At 70.9% G+C, this 14,743-nt stretch carries 12 protein-coding genes and 1 pseudogene; 10 read left to right on the top strand and 3 right to left on the bottom strand.

The features are described from left to right. Window positions 1–24: 24 nt before the first annotated feature. Window positions 25–264, bottom strand: a pseudogene (locus tag ACFHYQ_RS12415) (proline racemase family protein); the annotation flags it as partial. A gap of 47 nt (window positions 265–311) precedes the next feature. Here ACFHYQ_RS12415 and ACFHYQ_RS12420 point away from each other — a divergent pair. Beyond that, window positions 312–1,322 carry a COX15/CtaA family protein gene (locus ACFHYQ_RS12420; protein ID WP_394301266.1) on the top strand — a complete coding sequence of 337 codons (1,011 nt, stop codon included), beginning with the start codon at window positions 312–314 and terminating at the stop codon, window positions 1,320–1,322. 39 nt (window positions 1,323–1,361) lie between these two features. Here ACFHYQ_RS12420 and ACFHYQ_RS12425 read toward each other — a convergent pair whose 3' ends face one another. Further along, window positions 1,362–2,627, bottom strand: coding sequence for a PrsW family intramembrane metalloprotease (locus tag ACFHYQ_RS12425; protein ID WP_394301267.1), 1,266 nt, complete (start codon window positions 2,625–2,627; stop codon window positions 1,362–1,364). 134 nt (window positions 2,628–2,761) lie between these two features. On the opposite strand from ACFHYQ_RS12425, the gene ACFHYQ_RS12430 reads away from it, so the two are divergent. Continuing rightward, a complete protein-coding gene (locus ACFHYQ_RS12430) occupies window positions 2,762–4,351 on the top strand; it encodes a N,N-dimethylformamidase beta subunit family domain-containing protein (RefSeq protein WP_394301268.1) in 1,590 nt (529 codons plus the stop codon). Between the two features lie 22 nt (window positions 4,352–4,373). Here the strand turns inward: ACFHYQ_RS12430 and ACFHYQ_RS12435 are convergent, their stop codons facing one another. After that, window positions 4,374–5,339 carry a heme o synthase gene (locus ACFHYQ_RS12435; RefSeq protein WP_394301269.1) on the bottom strand — a complete coding sequence of 322 codons (966 nt, stop codon included), beginning with the start codon at window positions 5,337–5,339 and terminating at the stop codon, window positions 4,374–4,376. Between the two features lie 287 nt (window positions 5,340–5,626). Between ACFHYQ_RS12435 and tkt the strand changes: the two genes are divergently transcribed. The 8 genes from tkt (at window position 5,627) to ACFHYQ_RS12475 (ending at window position 14,709) form a co-directional block, all read left to right on the top strand. Then, window positions 5,627–7,729 (top strand): transketolase, encoded by a 2,103-nt coding sequence (gene tkt, locus ACFHYQ_RS12440; protein ID WP_394301270.1) that lies wholly within the window; start codon window positions 5,627–5,629, stop codon window positions 7,727–7,729. Window positions 7,730–7,738: 9 nt separating this feature from the next. Continuing rightward, on the top strand, window positions 7,739–8,842 hold the full coding sequence (gene tal / locus ACFHYQ_RS12445; RefSeq protein WP_394301271.1) for a transaldolase: 1,104 nt from the start codon (window positions 7,739–7,741) through the stop codon (window positions 8,840–8,842). 6 nt (window positions 8,843–8,848) lie between these two features. Then, complete coding sequence (locus tag ACFHYQ_RS12450; protein WP_394301272.1) at window positions 8,849–10,474, top strand: phosphoglucose isomerase-related protein; 1,626 nt, start codon at window positions 8,849–8,851, stop codon at window positions 10,472–10,474. Then, window positions 10,471–12,114, top strand: a complete 1,644-nt coding sequence (gene zwf / locus ACFHYQ_RS12455; RefSeq protein ID WP_394301273.1) for a glucose-6-phosphate dehydrogenase — start codon at window positions 10,471–10,473, stop codon at window positions 12,112–12,114. The genes ACFHYQ_RS12450 and zwf overlap by 4 nt, the downstream gene beginning before the upstream one ends. After that, the gene (locus ACFHYQ_RS12460) at window positions 12,111–13,016 is read left to right on the top strand and encodes a glucose-6-phosphate dehydrogenase assembly protein OpcA (RefSeq protein WP_394301274.1); all 906 of its coding nucleotides are present in this window, start codon (window positions 12,111–12,113) and stop codon (window positions 13,014–13,016) included. The genes zwf and ACFHYQ_RS12460 overlap by 4 nt, the downstream gene beginning before the upstream one ends. Window positions 13,017–13,029: 13 nt before the next feature. Further along, on the top strand, window positions 13,030–13,806 hold the full coding sequence (gene pgl, locus ACFHYQ_RS12465; protein WP_394301275.1) for a 6-phosphogluconolactonase: 777 nt from the start codon (window positions 13,030–13,032) through the stop codon (window positions 13,804–13,806). Window positions 13,807–13,963: 157 nt separating this feature from the next. Continuing rightward, the gene (locus ACFHYQ_RS12470) at window positions 13,964–14,479 is read left to right on the top strand and encodes a metallophosphoesterase family protein (protein WP_394301276.1); all 516 of its coding nucleotides are present in this window, start codon (window positions 13,964–13,966) and stop codon (window positions 14,477–14,479) included. Further along, window positions 14,452–14,709 carry an SLATT domain-containing protein gene (locus ACFHYQ_RS12475; RefSeq protein WP_394301314.1) on the top strand — a complete coding sequence of 86 codons (258 nt, stop codon included), beginning with the start codon at window positions 14,452–14,454 and terminating at the stop codon, window positions 14,707–14,709. Before ACFHYQ_RS12470 ends, ACFHYQ_RS12475 begins: the two co-directional genes overlap by 28 nt. Window positions 14,710–14,743: the final 34 nt, after the last annotated feature.

Consider the following 14,743-nt stretch of genomic DNA (forward strand, 5'->3'; position numbering starts at 1 on the left):
CTGACCGCGGCCGTACCGAAGCAGCTACAGCAGGAAGCCCTCGGGGAAGGGGTCGCGGAGATCGAGGAAGTACTGCGCGGTGCCGGTCACCCACGCCCGGCCGGTGATCGTCGGGACCACGGCGGGAACGTCGCCGACGGACGTGTGCGCGACCAGGCGGCCGACGAACCGGGTGCCGATGAACGACTCGTTGACGAAGTCGGTGCCCAGCGGCAGCTCTCCGCGCGCGTGTATCACTGTCCTCCGCAATACCCACGTTCCCGTCGTGGGCCGGAGGCGGGACCGCCCCCGGCGCCGCCTACCATTTGAGCGTGACCAGCCTTTCCACCCAGATCCGTGATCGCGCGGCCGGTTTCCACCGGTCGTACTGGCTGCCCAGTGCCGTCACGATGCGGCGCTGGGCATTCGCGAGCATCGTCGTCAACGCGGGCATCACGGTCACGGGCGCGGGAGTGCGCGTGACCAAGTCGGGACTGGGCTGCCCGACCTGGCCGAGGTGCACACCGGACAGCTTCGTCCCGGCCCAGCACGACGACCACTCCCCGTTCAACATGGCGATCGAGTTCGGCAACCGGCTGATCACCTTCGTGGTGCTCGTGGTCGGGATCGCCTGCGTCGTCGCCGCGATCCGGCTGCTCAGGTCGGGCGACGGCCGGGCCCGGGGCCGCCGCGACCTGGTACGGCTCGCCTGGCTGCAGCCGATCGGCGTTCTCGCCCAAGCGGTGTGGGGCGGCATCGTGGTGCGGACCATGCTCAACCCGTACACGGTGAGCGTCCACTTCCTGCTGTCCATCGCCATGATCTGGGCGGCGTACGCGCTGTTCGCCCGAGCCGGGGAGGGCGTCGAGCCGCCGCGCTCACTCGTCCACCGGCACATCCGCACGCTCGGCTTCATCCTGCTCGCCGCGGTCGGCGTGCTGCTCGTCGCCGGCGTCGTGGTGACCGGCACGGGTCCGCACTCGGGCGACGCCGCCGCCTCGCGGTTCCACTTCGACGTCCGGGACGTGACCCAGTTGCACGCCGATGTCGTCTGGATCGTCGTCGGCCTCACGTTCGCGCTGCTGTTCGCGCTCCACCTGACCGAGTCGCCGACCCGGGCCCGGCGTGCCGTACTGGTGCTGTTCGCCGTCGAACTGGCCCAGGGCGCGATCGGTTACACACAGTACTTCCTGGCCATCCCGGCCGCGCTCGTCCTGCTGCACGTGCTCGGCTCGACCCTGGTGTGGATCTGCGCGCTGCGTGTGGTGTTCGCGATGCGCAGCCGCGATCCGGTCCCGTCCGACGCCGAACCCCTCCCCACCCCCGCCACTCCCGTCCCGTGATCTTGCGAATACTCGCAAGGTCACGGCATCGGTGTGCGGTCAATCGGTCTGCGGGGGCTCCTGCCCGTGGGGGTACGGCGGCCGGTCGGGGGGAGGCAGCTGAGGAGCGGCCCACCTGTTCGACGCTCCGTAGCCCGAGGCGTACCCGGGCGGCGGCACACCCCTCGCCGCGCTGTCCCGGTGCCGGTCCGGGAGCGGGAAGGACATGCGGGCGTAGGCCATCAGTTCCACCAGCGACCGCTGTGCGGTCCGGAACGCGGGCTCTTCCACCCCGCCTCGTGCGGCGCGGGCGTGCAGCAGCCCCAGCTCGGTGGCGGCGAGCTGGTAGTCGGCCATCGCCCGGACTCCGGCGCGGCCGCCGTGTGCCTTGGCCCAGACCCGGGCCTGCCGCCGGCCTCTGAGGGACGAGAGCATGAAGATGTCCGCCTGGTTGATCAGGCCGTAGGCCTCGTACGGCGGCAGATAGCGATTGATCAGCCCGACGATCCGCCTCCGGTCCCGGATGATCACGATCAGCTCGATGATCAGCAGGATCATCAACAGCAGGTAGGCGACGGCCAGCCCGCCCAGCCCGCCGAACAGGGCGAAGCCGTTCCAGATGCCATGCATGATCATGGCGCCGACCCAGCCGAATATGATCATCACTACCCCGCTCGCGTTCCGCCGCTGAGCGGCCGCGTACGCGACCGACATGCCGATCAGGGACGTGAACAGCGGATGCGCGAACGGGGAGAGCACGCCGCGCAGCACGACGGTCGCGGCCAGCACCTCCGGGCCGTTCTCACTCAGGGCCGAGATGTAGTAGCTGACGTTCTCCGACATCGCGAACCCGAGGCCGACCATGCCGGCGTAGATGATCCCGTCGGTCGGCCCGTCCAGTTCCTGCCTGCGGAACCACAGCAGCCCGAGCAGCACCAGCCCCTTCATCGTCTCCTCGACAGGGGGCGCCCCGAACGTCGCGACGAGGTTGTGCGCGCTGTGGCCCAGCCAGCGCTCCAGCAGCAGGAGGTTGAGCGAGTTGAGGATGCCCGCCACGAGGACGGCGACGCCCGCCCCCCAGGCGAAGGCGAAGACCAGGTTGGCGCGGGGCTCGGGCTCCATCCGGTCCAGCGCGAGCACCCCCGCGAGCAGCAGCGGCACCGGCGCCACGGCCAGCACGAGCGCGATGGAGAACTGGACGGGGTCGCCGTCCAGGACGTCGAAGGATAACGACACCAGCGCGCACAGCCCCGCGACGACCAGACCGCTGATCAGGCCGATCGACGGCCGCTCCTTCAGCACCGCACGCGGATCAAGGCTCGCCATGCCGCGAATGTAACCGACTGCCCACGTCCTGTCCTCCCCCGCCCGGAGTCCTTCGCGCCGTAGAACGCACGTCCACGGGGTACGGCACGCCGCCCGATAGGATCGGCGCCACCCACCCGGAAACATGGACGGCCATGAACGATACACCTGGCGGCGATCTGGGTCGACGCCGCTTCCTGTACGCCGCGGGCGCGGCCGCGGCGGCCGCCATCGGGACGGCCGGATGCGGCGCCTCGGGGCGGGCGGCGCCCGAGACCGGCCCGTCATCCGCAAGCCCGTCACCCGGTGGCCCGTCACCCGCCGCCGGGCCGTCTCCCGCCGTGGCCGCCCGCCCGTCCCCCACGCCCGAGCGGCTGCTTCCCGGCGACACCGACTGGCGGATCCGGCGGTACGGCCCGGACGACGCGGTGGAGGGCTACTGCGACAGGGCGAGCGTGCTGCCCGGCGAGCCGGTCGGGCTGTGCGTCTCCACCACGGCCGACCGCTTCCGCGTCACCGCGTACCGGATGGGCTGGTACGGCGGCGCCCTGGCGCGCCGGGTGTGGCGGTCGGCCTGGATCAGCGGCCGGCGGCAACGCCCCGGTGACCTGGTGGCCACGACCCGCACCGTGCACGCCGACTGGCGGCGTTCGCTCACGGTGCCGACGGACGGCTGGCCGGAGGGGGTCTATCTCCTGCGCCTCGACGCCGACCGGGGGCACCAGCGGTATGTGCCGCTGGTCGTCCGCTCGGCATCGGGAGCCGGGAAGACCGTGCTCGTGCACGCGACCGGAACGTGGCAGGCCTACAACAGGTGGGGTGGCCACAGCCTCTACTTCGGCGGCGACGGCCGCTACGAGAGCCGCTCTCTGGCGGTGAGCTTCGACCGGCCCTACGACCGTACGGGGATGGAGAAGTTCCTCGTCCACGAGCGGGCGGTGGTGGCGCTGGCCGAACGGCTCGGGCTGCCTCTCGCGTACACGACCAGCGGCGACATCGATGCCGGAGGCGGCGTGTTGAAGGACGCCGCGGCGGTGTTCTTCCTCGGGCACGACGAGTACTGGACGCCGGGCATGCGCGCCCGCGCGACCGACGCCCGGGACGCGGGCGTCAACCTGGCCTTCCTCGGGGCCAACACCTGCTATCGGCGGATCCGGCTGGAACGGGGCGGCCGGCTGGTGGTGTGCTACAAGACCGACGTCGCCAGGGATCCGATGTACGGCAGGCGCCCGGCACTGGCGACCGCCGACTACCGGTCGGGCCCGGCCGCCGACCCCGAATCCTCGCTGACCGGCGTCTTCTACGACGGCTATCCCGTGGACGCGCCGTATGTGGTGACCCGGCCCGGTCACTGGATCTTCGCGGGCACCGGGGTCCGGCGGGGCGAGCAGTTCCCCCACCTGGTCGGCGTGGAGTACGACAGGGTGGTCCCGGCCGTCCCGACACCCCGGCCGCTGGAGATCATCTCCCACTCACCGGTGACGTGCGCGGGGCGGCCGAGCTTCGCCGACTCGGCGTACTACACCATGCCCGGCGGGGCGGGCGTCTTCGCCTCGGGGACCATGCGGTGGGCGGAGGCGCTGATGGCGAGAACCCGGGATCTCCCACGTGCGCACGGCATCGACGTCCGGACCCGGCGGTTCGTCACGAAGGCGACGGCCAACCTGCTGCGGGCCTTCGCCGAAGGCCCGGCGGGCAGGCTCCAGCCGCCGCCGCGCGACAACGTCCGTGCCACGTACGGCTGAACGCCGCCGTGGCAGGCGAGGCTCAGACGATCAGGGAGTCGACCGCGACGGCGAGGAAGAGGATCGCGAGATAGACGTTCGACCAGTGGAAGAAGCGCATCGGCCGCAGGTCGAGGCCGGCCTTCCCGGCGTTGAGCCGGGCCAGCATGGCGTACACCTCGAACAGGCACACCGCGCCGAGGACGGCGGCGACCGCCGGGTAGAGCAGCGAGGTGCCGGCGACCGGCCACAGCAGCAGCGAGCACAGCACGGTCGCCCAGGTGTAGACGATGATCTGCCGCAGGACCCGCCGCTCGGTGGCGATGACGGGCAGCATGGGCACCTCGACGGACGCGTAGTCCTCGCGGTAGCGCATGGCGAGGGTCCAGGTGTGCGGCGGCGTCCAGAAGAAGACCACGCCGAACAGCACCACGGGCGCCCACGACACGCTACCGGTGATCCCGGCCCAGCCGATCATCACGGGCATGCAGCCGGCGATCCCGCCCCACACGATGTTCTGCGCGGTCCGCCGCTTCAGCACCATCGAGTAGACCAGGACATAGAACAGGATCGCGGCCAGCGAGAGGGCCGCCGCGAGCACGTTGACCGACAGCGCGAGGCCGATCGTCGACAGCGTGCCCAAAATCACACCGAAGAGCAGTGCGCCCTTGGGCGAGACCTCGTGCTTGGGCAGCGGCCGGCGGCGGGTGCGCCGCATCGTCTGGTCGATGTCCCGATCGATGTAGCAGTTCAGGACGTTCGCGCTGCCCGCCGAGAGGGTGCCGAAGAGCATGGTCGCGATGGCCGTCCACGCATCGGGCAGGCCTCGTGCCGCGAGGAACATCGTCGGCAGGGTCGTGATCAGCAGCAGTTCGATGATCCGCGGCTTGGTGAGCGCCACGTAGGCCTTCACGAGCGCTCCGACGGAGCGGGGCGCCGCGGCCGAGGCGGCGGCGCCTCGGGCGGTCCCGAGACTGGTCATCGTCTGCTTGTTCGTGAGCACCGTCAAGGCGCTTCCAGCAAGGGCGGGGTCAACGCGTAACCTCTGATTGCGACAGGGATCTCCGGTGTGTTCCGTCCGGGTTTCACTCCCGGCAGGCACACGGTGGGCACTTGCGCAATCACTGTAGTCGCAGGTTCCGGTGGTCCATCAATCGGGGCCGGACGCTCCGGTTCATCGCCGTCCGTGTCCGCATGGCGAACGGCCTGCCAAACGGTACAACCGGGAAACCGTTAGGGTCCAGGGTGGGCGGGAATTGCCAAATCGGCGCGAAGAATTCAGAGGGGATCGAGTAGTTGAGCAGCGCAAGCCTTGAGTGGAGTGACCTCGATCGGCAGGCGGTCGACGTGGTGCGGGCCCTGGCGATGGACGCGGTCGAGAAGGCGGGCTCGGGTCACCCGGGCACCGCGATGAGCCTCGCTCCCGCCGCCTACCTTCTCTTCCAGCGCGTCCTGTGCCACGATCCTTCGGATCCGAAGTGGGCGGGGCGCGACAGGTTCGTCCTGTCCTGCGGGCACACCAGCCTGACGCTCTACATCCAGCTCTACCTTTCCGGGTACGGCCTCACCCTTGACGACATCAAGGGCCTGCGCCAGTGGGACAGCCTCACCCCGGGCCACCCGGAGTACGGCCACACGGCGGGTGTGGAGACGACCACGGGCCCGCTGGGACAGGGTCTGGGCAACGCCGTGGGGATGGCCATGGCCGCCCGCCGCGAGCGCGGCCTGTTCGACCCCGACGCCGAGCCGGGGACCTCCCCGTTCGACCACATGATCTGGTGCTTCGCCTCCGAGGGCGACATCGAGGAGGGCATCAGCCACGAGGTCAGCGCGATCGCGGGCCACCAGAAGCTCGGCAACCTCGTCGTCGTCTTCGACTCCAACCAGATCTCGATCGAGGACGACACCCAGATCGCGCTGTCGGAGGACATCGCCAAGCGGTACGAGGCGTACGGCTGGCAGGTCCTGGAGGTCGACTGGACCGCTTCTGGAAAGTATGTCGAGGACGTCCAGGCACTGTATGCGGCGATGGAGGCGGCCCGCGCCGAGACCGAGCGGCCGACCTTCATCAAGCTGCGCACGACCATCGGCTGGCCCGCGCCGAACAAGCAGAACACCGGCAAGATCCACGGCTCGGCGCTCGGCCCCGACGAGGTGGCCGCGACCAAGCAGGTCCTCGGCATGGACCCGTCCAAGCACTTCGACGTCCCCGACGAGGTCCTCGCGCACGCCCGCGAGGTCGTGGCGCGCAACCGGGAGGCGCGTGCCGAGTGGGACAAGCGGTTCGCGAGCTGGCGGGCGGCCGACCCCGAGCGTGCCGAGCTGTTCGACCGGATCTCGCGGCACAAGCTCCCCGAGGGCTGGCACAAGGCGCTGCCCTCCTTCGAGATCGGGTCGTCGGTCGCCACCCGCAAGGCCTCCGGTGAGGTGCTGAGCGCGCTCGCGCCGGTCCTGCCCGAGCTGTGGGGCGGCTCGGCCGACCTCGCCGACTCCAACAACACCACGATGAAGGGCGAGCCGTCCTTCATCCCTGAGGAGTTCCAGACCAGGGAGTTCCCCGGCAACCGGTACGGCAGGACGCTGCACTTCGGCATCCGCGAGCACGGCATGGGCGCCATCCTGAACGGCATCGCCCTGCACAACGGCACCCGCCCGTACGGCGGCACGTTCCTGGTGTTCAGCGACTACATGCGCCCGTCGGTGCGGCTGGCCGCGCTGATGAAGCTCCCGGTGACCTACGTGTGGACGCACGACTCGATCGGTCTCGGCGAAGACGGTCCGACCCACCAGCCGATCGAGCACCTGTGGTCGCTGCGCGCCGTTCCGGGCCTGGACGTGGTCCGCCCGGCCGACGCCAACGAGACCTCAGCCGCGTGGAAGGCGATCCTCGAGCACACCGACCGTCCCGCCGGGCTGTGCCTCAGCCGGCAGAACCTGCCGGTCCTGGACGGCACCGGCGACCCCGACTGTGTGGCGCGCGGCGGTTACGTGCTGCAGGACGCGTCCAACTGCCAGCCGGCCGTGGTGATCATCGGGACCGGCAGCGAGGTCCAGCTCGCGGTGGAGGCACGTAAGACCCTGGAGGCGCAGGGCATCCCGACCCGGGTGGTGTCGATGCCGTGCGTCGAGTGGTTCAGGGCGCAGGAGCCCGCCTACCGGCAGACCGTGCTGCCGCATTCGGTCCGCGCCCGGGTGGCCGTGGAGGCGGGAGTCGCGCTGGGCTGGCGGGAGTTCGTCGGCGAAGCGGGGGAAGTGCTGAGCCTGGAGCACTTCGGTGCCTCCGCCCCGTACAAGACCGTCTACGAGCAGTTCGGCCTCACCGCCGACCGCGTCGTCGCCGCCGCCAAGGCCAGCCTGGCCAGGACCGGCGCCGACAAGGGTGAGACGACCGGAAACTGAGGGATCAAGATGAGTGAGAATCTGAAGCGCCTTGTCGAGGCCGGAGTCTCCATCTGGCTCGACGACATCAGCCGGGACCGGCTGCGTGGCGGCGGCCTGGCCGCCCTGGTCAAGGACAGGAACGTGAGCGGCGTCACGTCCAACCCGACGATCTTCGCCAACGCCCTCAGCAAGGGCGACGCGTACGACACGCAGCTCCGCGACCTCGCGGTGCGCGGCGTCTCGGTCGAGGAGGCCGTGCGGGCCATCACGACCTTCGACATCCGCTGGGCGGCCGACGTGCTGCGGCCGGTCTACGACGTGACCCACGGGGTGGACGGCCGGGTATCCATCGAGGTCGATCCCCGGCTGGCCCGCAGGACCGAGCCGACCATCGCCGAGGCACGCGCGCTGTGGTGGCTGGTCGACCGGCCCAACGTGCACATCAAGATCCCGGCGACCGTCGAGGGCCTTCCCGCGATCACGCAGGCCATCGCCGAGGGCATCAGCGTCAACGTCACGCTGATCTTCTCTCTGGGGCGGTACCGCCAGGTCATGGACGCCTGGCTGAGCGGCCTGGAGAAGGCCGCGGCGGCCGGGGTGAACCTCGCCTCCATCGAGTCGGTGGCGTCGTTCTTCGTCAGCCGCCTCGACACCGAGATCGACGGCCGGCTGGAGAAGATCGGCACACCGGAGGCCCTCGGGCTGCGGGGCAAGGCCGGCGTCGCCAACGCCCGCCTCGCCTACGCCGCGTTCGAGGAGGTCATGAACTCGCCGCGCTGGCAGGCCCTGCGCGCCGCCGGCGCCCGCCCGCAGCGGCCGCTGTGGGCCTCCACCGGAGTGAAGAACCCGGACTACCCCGACACCCTCTACGTCGAGCAGCTCGTGACCGGCGGGGTCGTCAACACCATGCCGGAGAAGACGCTGGAGGCGGCCGCCGACCACGGCAGGATCTCGGGTGACACCGTCCGCCCCTTCTACCAGCAGGCGTGGGACGTCATGGCGTCACTCAAGAACGCCGGCATCGACTACGACGACGTGGTGCGAGTCCTGGAGGAGGAGGGCGTCGAGAAGTTCGAGACGTCGTGGAACGAGCTGCTCGAGACCGTCAAGGCCGAGCTCGGGAAGGCCTGAGGCGACATGACAGTTGAGGTGAACCTCGGCGACGGGGGGCAGGCGGTCGAGGCGGTCAGGAACGGGCTAGTCTCCGACGGGGTGCCGGCCGCGCTGGCCGCGGGCGATCCCGGGCTGTGGGGGCCGCAGGCCCGCTCCGAGGCGGAGATCCGGCTCGGCTGGCTCAACCTGCCGCTCACGAGCCGGGAGCTGCTGCCCGAGATCACCAAGCTCGTCGAGAAGGCTCAGGCCGAAGGCCTCGACCACGTGGTGCTGGCCGGGATGGGCGGGTCCTCTCTCGCCCCCGAGGTCATCTGCGCCACCCGGGACGTGCCGCTGACCGTCCTCGACACGACCGATCCGCACCAGGTGCGGCGCGCGCTGGCCGCCCCGATCGAGCGGACGCTCGTGGTGGTGTCCAGCAAGAGCGGCGGCACGATCGAGACCGACAGCCACCGCCGGATCTACGAGAAGGCGTTCCGCGACGCCGGGCTCGACCCCGCCGAGCACATGGTCATCGTGACCGACCCCGGCTCCCCGCTGGAGCAGGCCGCCATCGAGGCCGGCTACCAGGTCGTCCTGGCCGACCCGAACGTGGGCGGCCGCTACAGCGCGCTCAGCGCGTTCGGCCTGGTGCCGAGCGCGCTGGCCGGCGCCGATGTGCGCGGCCTTCTCGACGAGGCGGCCGCCGTACAGCCGCTGCTGGAAGGAGCCGAAGGCAACCCCGGCCTGGACCTCGGCGTGCTGCTCGGCGCGCAGGCGCTGCACGGCCGCGACAAGCTGGTCCTGCGTGACGCGGCGACGGACATCGCCGGGCTGCCCGACTGGATCGAGCAGCTCATCGCCGAGTCGACCGGCAAGGAGGGCAAGGGCATCCTGCCGGTGGTCGGCGCCGACGCGGCCGAGGCCGACGACCAGTACGTGGTGTCGATCGGGCCGGACGGCGCCGCCGCGGTGGACGGCCCGCTGGGTGCGCAGTTCCTCGTCTGGGAGTACGCGACGGCGGTCGCCGGCCGGGTCCTCGGGATCAACCCGTTCGACCAGCCGAACGTGGCCGAGTCGAAGGAGAACACCACCGCGATCCTGACGGAGTCCGGCGACGGACCGCTGCCCGCCGGGACGCCGATCCTGACCGACGGGCCCGTCGAGGTGTACGGCGAGGTGCCGGGGGACCCGAAGAACCTGGCCGACGTGCTGACCTGGCTGCTGCGCGCGATCCCGGAGCGGGGCTACCTGGCGATCATGGCCTATCTCGACCGTGAGGCGGCGTTCGACGCCGCGCCCGTCGGGGAGTCCTCCTTCGAGGAGATGACCGAGACCTGGGCGGCCGCCGACGTGGCCACGCTCCGGGCGCTGCTGGACTACCGGACCGACCACGCGGTCACGTTCGGGTGGGGACCGCGGTTCCTGCACTCGACCGGGCAGTACCATAAGGGCGGCCCCGCCGCCGGAGTGTTCCTGCAGATCACCGGGGCCGTCACCGACGACGTCGAGGTGCCGGGCAGGCCGTACACACTGGGCAGGCTGCAGCTCGCGCAGGCGCTGGGCGACCTGCGGGCACTGGCCTCCCGGGGCAGGCCGGCGGTCCGCCTGCACCTCACCGACCGGGTCGCGGGCGTACGGCACCTGCTCTCCGTGGCGGAGGGGCTATGACCGAGCCGCGGACACGGGCGGAGGAAACGGCACCCGCCGCCGCCGCGACCGGGACGGTCGCCGAGTCGGTGACGCAGGCGGCGGCCCAGGCCGCGACACAGGCGACCTCCGAGCAGGTGGCCGCCGCCAATCCGCTGCGCGATCCCCGCGACAGGCGGCTGCCGCGGGTGGCCGAGCCGTGCGTGCTCGTGCTGTTCGGCGTCACGGGCGACCTGGCCAAGCGGAAGCTGCTGCCGGCGATCTACGACCTGGGCAACCGGGGGCTGCTGCCCCCGGGCTTCTCCCTGGTCGGATTCGCCCGGCGTGACTGGGCGCACGAGGACTTCGCGCAGGTCACCTACGAGGCGGTCAAGGAGCACGCGCGCACACCGTTCCGCGAGGAGGTCTGGAAGCAGATCAGCGAGGGCATCCACTTCTGCCCCGGCACCTTCGACGACGACGGCGCGTTCGACGTGCTGGCGATGATGCTCAAGGAGATCGACGAGACCCGGGGCACCGGCGGCAACTACGCCTTCTACCTGTCGGTGCCGCCGAAGTACTTCCCCGTGGTGATCGAGCAGCTCAAGCGGACGGACCTCGCGCAGGGCCCGAGCGGGTCCTGGCGGCGGGTCGTGGTGGAGAAGCCCTTCGGGCACGACCTGAACAGCGCCCGCGAGCTGAACGCGCTGACCAACGCGGTGTTCCCGGAGGAGTCCGTCTTCCGGATCGACCACTACCTGGGCAAGGAGACGGTCCAGAACATCCTGGCCCTGCGATTCGCCAACACGCTGTACGAGCCGATCTGGAACCGCCGCTACGTCGACCACATCCAGATCACGATGGCCGAGGACATCGGCATCGGCGGCCGGGCCGGCTACTACGACGGCATCGGCGCGGCCCGTGACGTGATCCAGAACCACCTGCTCCAGCTTCTGGCGCTGGTCGCCATGGAGGACCCGACCTTCTTCGACGCCGACTCGCTGCGCCGGGAGAAGGAGAAGGTGCTCAGCGCGGTCCAACTCCCCGCCGATCTGGCCGCCGGCACCGCGCGCGGCCAGTACACCCGGGGCTGGCAGGGCGGCGAGCCCGTCGTCGGCTACCTGGAGGAGGACGGCATCCCGGCGGACTCGATCACCGAGACCTACGCCGCGGTCCGCCTCGAGGTCGCCAACCGCCGCTGGGCGGGGGTGCCGTTCTACCTGCGTACGGGCAAGCGGCTCAGCGGCCGGATGACGGAGGTCGCGGTCGTCTTCCAGCGGGCGCCGCACCTGCCGTTCAGCAAGACCGACACCGAGATCCTCGGGCAGAACGCACTGGTCATCCGGGTCCAGCCGGACGAGGGCATCACCGTGCGCTTCGGCTCCAAGGTGCCGGGCACGGCCATGGAGGTCAGGGACGTCCTCATGGACTTCGCCTACGGCGAGTCGTTCATGGAGTCGTCTCCGGAGGCGTACGAGCGGCTGCTCCTCGACGTGCTCATCGGCGACCCGCCGCTGTTCCCGCACCAGCGGGAGGTGGAGCTCTCCTGGATGATCATGGATCCGATCGAGGAGTTCTGGGCCTCCCAGGGCAGGCCCGAGGGCTACCCGGCGGGCACCTGGGGTCCCGCCTCGGCCGACGAGATGCTGGCCAGGGACGGGCGAGCCTGGAGGCGACTGTGACGACGTTCAACCTGACCGAGACCACCGCGTCGAAGATCTCCTCGACGCTCACCCGGCTGCGGCACCAGATGGGCGCGCCGGCGGTCGGCATGGTGCTGACGCTGGTCGCCGTCGTCGACGAGGCCGGGCAGTACGACGCGGTGCGCGCGGCGACCGAGGCCGCCCGCGAGCACCCCTCGCGGATCCTGGTGATCATCAACCGCAGTCCGGGCGAGCCCAACCGGCTCGACGCGGAGATCCGGGTCGGCGAGTCGGCGCCGGGCGAGGTCGTACTGCTGCGCCTGTACGGCGAGCTGACCGAACACGCCCACTCGGTGATCACTCCGCTGCTGCTCCCCGACACGCCCGTCGTGGCGTGGTGGCCGTGCCAGGGCCCGGACGTGCCGGCCAAGGACCCCGTCGGCCGGCTCGCCGGTCGGCGGATCACCGACGCGCAGGCGGCGCGGGACACGGTCGCGGCGATCAGCGGCCGGGCCGACGTGTACGTCCCCGGGGACACCGACATGGCCTGGACCCGGCTGACGCCGTGGCGCAGCCTGCTGGCCGCGGCCTTCGACCAGCCGATCGGGAAGGTCGAGCGGGGCGTGGTGGAAGGCGCGGCGGGCAACCCCAGCGCGCCGCTGCTGGCGGCCTGGCTGTCGGATCGCCTGGCGGCGCCGATCGAGGTGGCCGACTCCTCCGGGCCCGGCCTCACGGGGGTGCGCCTGGCCGTCGTGGGCGGCGGCGAGCTCGTGGTGACCAGGACGGACGCCCGGCTGGCCACACTGTCGCGGCCCGGCCATCCGGATCGACGGGTCGCGCTGGCCCGGCGGCCCACCTCGGAACTGCTCGCCGAAGAACTGCGGCGACTCGACCCCGACGAGGTCTACGCCTCGGCCATTCAGCAGTTGGCATCCAGATAGGAAGACACTTTCGTTGAGCGTTCCCACAGTCATCGTCCACCGCGACGCCGAGGTGCTGGCCCAGGCCGTGGCCGCCCGCCTGATCACCCGGCTGGCGGACACCCAGGCAGCGCGCGGGTCCGCCCACCTGGTGCTGACCGGCGGCAGCGTCGGCATCGCGACCCTCGCCGCGGTGGCCGGGACCGCCGCCCGCGACGCGATCGACTGGCGGACGCTCGACATCTGGTGGGGCGACGAGCGCTTCCTCCCCGACGGCGACCCGGAACGGAACGAGACCGGGGCCCGCGCCGCCCTGCTCGACCGTGTCGACGTGGATCCGGACCGGGTCCACGTCATGCCGGGCCCCGACTCCGGCATGACCGCCGAGGAGGCCGCGGAGGCCTACGCGGCCGAGCTCACCAAGGCGACCAGGCCGGAGGACCACGGCCAGGTGCCGTCCTTCGACGTGCTGCTGCTCGGCATGGGACCCGACACCCACGTCGCGTCGCTCTTCCCCGGCCAGCCGGCCGTCTACGAGGAAGAGCGGTCGGTCGTGGCGGTGCACGGCTCCCCCAAGCCGCCGCCGACCCGGCTGTCGCTGACGTTCCCGGCGATCCGGGCCGCCCGGGAGGTATGGATCGTCGCGGCGGGCGAGGAGAAGGCCCAGGCCGTGCACATGGCGCTGTCGGAGGCCGGGCCGTTCCAGGTGCCGGCCGCCGGGGCGCGCGGGCGGCAGCGCACGCTCTTCCTGCTCGACCGCGCCGCCGCCGCCAAGATCCCGCCCTCCCTCAGCCGCATCGCCTCCCCCTGACCGGTCGATTCGCAGGTTATTTCCGGATAAATCCACATTCGTAGGTGCCCGCGTAGCAAGCCACGTAAGCCGGGTTATCCGGCTACAATTGTCGCCCAATACAGAATCGAAGGCGCCGTTGTCGAGGCGAAATGTCGCGGCGCCCGCGGGAGGCGCGGTGGCCGGGCGACAGGCGATCACGATGCTGCACGTTTCCGACATGCAGTTCGGCGCCCACCATCGGTTCGGCACCGACGGGATGACCGACGGGGACAGGGAGCACGCCTCGCTGGCCGCACGGCTCCTGAAGGATCTGGCCTGGCTGCGCGAGAAGCGAGGAGTCGCTCCCGATCTCATCGTGGCCTCGGGCGACCTGGCCGAATGGGCCCGCCCGGCCGAGTTCAACCACGTCCACGACTTTCTCTCGGACCTGGCAGAAGGATTGGGGCTCGCCCGAGACCGGGTCGTCATGGTGCCCGGCAACCACGACGTCAACTGGAAAAAGTGCGAGGCGTACTTCCTGAACTGCCAGGGAGACGACCACGATCCGGTCCTGCCATATTGGCCGAAATGGGAGCCCTATTTCGCCATGTTCAGCCGCTTCTACGCGGACGTCCGCGGCTGGCCGCCGCTGGCGTCTGCGTCGCCCTCGACCACGTTCTCGGACTGTCATCAGGATGGATGCGCGACATGACGACCGCGCAGAAGATCCAGCACCGCCTGGTGGACTTCCAGTTCGACTGGGCGGAGTTAAACGCCCGTGACGCGGTGAGACCCGAGCCTGTCCCGGTACAGGACTACCTCGCACTGCTGCGCTCCTTCCTGGCCGACATCTCGCTGATCACACGCGAGGAGACCTCCGAGTGGGTCAACGACTTCCAGAGCGCGGCCGCCCAGCTCACCGACCATGCGGCCAAACGCTGAGCCGATCCGGCGAAGTCGCGGCCGGTCGTCATCG

The organism is Sphaerimonospora cavernae, from assembly GCF_042435035.1.
Taxonomy (GTDB): domain Bacteria; phylum Actinomycetota; class Actinomycetes; order Streptosporangiales; family Streptosporangiaceae; genus Sphaerimonospora; species Sphaerimonospora cavernae.